Origin of the sequence: Helicobacter pylori (genome assembly GCF_014496485.1) — a bacterium.
GTDB lineage: Bacteria > Campylobacterota > Campylobacteria > Campylobacterales > Helicobacteraceae > Helicobacter > Helicobacter pylori_DD.
In genome coordinates this window covers 1-3,050 of the sequence record NZ_JACTAX010000023.1, presented here as the reverse complement: position 1 = coordinate 3,050, position 3,050 = coordinate 1, and the positions used below count along the sequence as shown (strand labels likewise).

The following is a 3,050-nucleotide window of genomic DNA, read 5'->3' as shown; positions in this document are numbered from 1 at the left end:
TTTCATTTTGAAAACCCATAAAATACTCCTTGGTAAAATTTGTTTTAAATTCTGCTATAATCGGTCGTTCAATGTTTTTTAATGTTCTTTATCTTTTTGGCATGGCGTTGTTCCTCCTTGTTGTGGTGTGGGCGTTTTCAAACGCCCCCCTTATTTTTGAGTGATCGCTTCATTCGATCTCTTTCAAAAGAGCGTTTTTAAAAGCTTTAATGGCGCTTTCACCCACCAATTCAGCGATGCGATAACGCGCGATCAAAAAGTCTAATAGTTTTTCGCTTCTTTCTTGAATTTCTGTAATCCCGAAAGAAGCGTTTTTAGCCACTTCTTTTTCGCTGTAAGAGCCTTTAAGGTATGCCTTTCTTTTTTCCTCAAAAGGCTTGTTGCTTAAAGAGCTGTTAGCGTTTTTAGGGATTAAGAGCAAGTTCCCTAAAGCATGTGCAATATGGGGGTTTTTAGCCCAACTTTTTTCTTTAGCGTTGTAGCCCTGATCGGGTTTTTGAGGCAAAATATGCTCAATGCTTTCTATACTGCTATCAAAATTCAGAGTCGTTTCAGGGTTATGGTATAGCTCGTATTCATAAAGCAAGTAATTCAACGCCTTGCCCCACTGATACCATTTTTCAGTATTCTTTTTGGAATGGATACTCTCTTCAAGCAATTCTAAGCCGCTATGCTTTTCCTTGAAAAAATTCTTTTCTAGCGTTGGAAGATCCTCAATGGTTATTTTATCTTTCCAAAATCTACACGCTTGAATCGCTTTGAAGGCTAATCCAATCCATTCGTTTTTGGCCGTATCCTTGCCAGCAACCCCATAGATTAAAAACCCGAAACGCTCCAAATACTCTAACAAGCCCTCTAATTCTTGGGTGGTGTAATGCCGTTCACTGCCACTTCTTACAGCAAGCTGTATGGTTAAAAGAGAGAGCAATAAGGGCAGAAAAGCGTTATTGCTCAAAGCGTTTAAGCGCCGCATCTTGTCTAGCAAGCCGCACATTTTAGGCGTGATTTCAATCCTAAGCTCTTTATCATCAAGCGTGTGCAAGAAATGCCAAACTTTAGAAGAATAAGAAAGATAAAGTAACAAATCATTTATTTTTTCATATTCGTCATATAGGTCGTCGTATTTTTTATGAGCGTCAAACGCTGTATCCAATAATCTCTCTTTAAACTTGCTATTCGCACCATAATAATACGCCACGAAATGCTTTAAAAAATCCTCTAAATGATCGTCTTTAAAGAATCTCAAATCGCGATAAATCTTGGTGTAGGTGTCATTGATTTCTTGTTGAAGATTTTCTAAATCTTCTTCATCGCAAATCTTGTGTGCCACAAAATGCAAGCGGTTTTTTAACAATTCCAGAGTGGATAGATCTTTGCCACGATTGTTGATCGTTTCAAAAGAGCTGAAGGGATCGATTCGATTATCATTCAATTCTACTACACTAAAAAGCATTTTCTTGGTGAGGGCGTCAAGCAACTTGTTAAGCGTTGTGTTGGGGAGATTGCGGATCTTTTTTTCTTGAAAAAATGCGTAAGCGTCAATCAAATTTTTAGCGTAAAAAGAAGTTTGAAACCTTTCTAAATCTTTCTCTTCTTCCATGATCGCCCTAAAAGCTTCACTCAAACCATAATACTTATAGGACAGAATGGGTTCAAGGTTGATTAAAGAATACTTTGGGTCTTTATGTTGGGTAATCTTGGCTAAAAGGCCCAGTAAAATCAGGCTTGTAGCCAATCGTTGCTGGCCGTCTATGATTTCAAAAGCGCTATCTTCAAGCTCATTTTCAAGCCCTCTTAAGGTTAGGCTGTGCATGTAGTGGAATTTATCTCCCAGTTTGGACACATGCTCTAAATCGTTCCAAAAATCCTCTAATTGCTCTTTCTGCCATGCATACCCCCTTTGATAGCTGGGGATTTCAAACACGCCTTTTTCAACCACGCCGTCTAAAGTCAATAATTCCATTAAAATCCTTTCATAGGTTTATGGGTAAAAACCCATAACCCTTCATTTTTTCGCTCAATCAATTTCATTGAATTTTGAAGTTGTAGGTAATTTGTCAAACAATATGCGTTTTTATTGACTAATTCTTCGTATTCTTGGCTCCCTTTTTGAGTGCAAACGCCATAAATCCCTAACGATCCCCCATCATCAACTTCAATGCGATCATGGTCAATCTTTAGAGCAAAAACGCTCCGTTGGACTTCAGCCCCTCTAGTCGTTGAATCCTCATTCACAATACCAATCACATAATCCGCTTTACGCATGAGTTCAAAATGTTCGTATTGAGCCACTTCGCCCATTCTTGGACGAAAACCTGTCAAAGTGCATTCATCGCACCATTCTTTAAAATCCTCATTCCCTGGAATAGTTCCCTTATACGCGCCTGAAACCATGCACAACAACAAATTGTATTTTTCATGCGCTTTTAAATCTTCTAACTGAGCCATCATCTTCTCCTTGTATTGAATTTAACTCTGTAAGCCCCACTGATTTAAAAATGGGGCTTATGGAATCAAATGGTTTAAAAATGTTGTGGCATGGATTAATGAGAGAGGGAATAAAAGGGTTAATGAAAGGGGGAATAATAAAAAGTAGGGGATTTTTAAATCGGTTTTGGTAAAAGTGATAAAAGTTATGGTAGCGTTGCTTGATTACTTGATTGCTTGATTGCTTGATTGAATGATTGAATGATTGAATGATTGAATGATTGAATGATAGAACGATTGAATGATAGAATGATAGAATGATAGAATGATAGAATGATAGAATGATAGAATGCCATTTCTACCCCTTTTTTGAAAAAAAGATGACTTGCGGTATTGTATCTAGTGGTATTTAATTAATGGTTAATGGTGCGTATTTATTTTTTAATGATGTGTTTTTATTTTTGCGTTATTTGTTTTATCTAATGATGATGCGTTTAATTTAATGATGTGCTTAATCTTAAAGCTTTATTCTCTACCCCCTTAATTCCAATCGCTCCCCCATCATTTCCAATAACTCTTATCCATTCCTTTCAAACTCTAAATTTTCTTTCAAACTCTAAATT

The 3,050-nt window shown here is 37.0% G+C and carries 3 protein-coding genes; all 3 read right to left on the bottom strand.

The annotated features are described in order from the left end of the window. Positions 1–169 precede the first annotated feature (169 nt). Positions 170–1,963, bottom strand: coding sequence for a DUF262 domain-containing protein (locus tag IC572_RS07620; protein ID WP_187855757.1), 1,794 nt, complete (start codon positions 1,961–1,963; stop codon positions 170–172). After that, positions 1,963–2,448, bottom strand: a complete 486-nt coding sequence (locus tag IC572_RS07615) for a hypothetical protein (RefSeq protein WP_187855756.1) — start codon at positions 2,446–2,448, stop codon at positions 1,963–1,965. The genes IC572_RS07620 and IC572_RS07615 overlap by 1 nt, the downstream gene beginning before the upstream one ends. A 185-nt stretch (positions 2,449–2,633) precedes the next feature. After that, positions 2,634–2,783 (bottom strand): hypothetical protein, encoded by a 150-nt coding sequence (locus tag IC572_RS08045; protein ID WP_187855754.1) that lies wholly within the window; start codon positions 2,781–2,783, stop codon positions 2,634–2,636. Positions 2,784–3,050 lie beyond the last annotated feature (267 nt).